This is a genomic window from Janibacter sp. CoH_79_TC_3, from assembly GCF_058197955.1.
In genome coordinates, this window is record NZ_JBXWIV010000170.1 from 1 (window position 1) to 244 (window position 244).

The 244-nt window shown below is 33.6% G+C and carries 1 protein-coding gene; it reads left to right on the forward strand.

The genetic code is table 11. The annotated features are described in order from the left end of the window. On the forward strand, positions 1-184 hold a 184-nt coding region (locus AC2FA3_RS15515; protein ID WP_490510375.1), incomplete at its 5' end, for an alpha/beta hydrolase. Between the last annotated feature and the right edge of the window lie 60 nt (positions 185-244).

The window sequence follows — 244 nt, forward strand, 5'->3', positions numbered from 1 at the left end:
TACTAATACAGATAAATTTATTTCCGTCGTCTCAGCTAAAAGCATTCGCTACATTTTGGCCCCTAAAGCTCATTTCTACCAAGAAGTCGAGGTCCGTGGCAAAAACGATGCAGAACACAGCTGGATGCACGATAATCCTTTCGTAATTGACATTATTAATAAATTTCTTAACTTAAAAAAATAGTTTTTATGGAGGAAGAAAATGATTTGGTGGCATGATTTTATCAGAATTATCTTTATAACT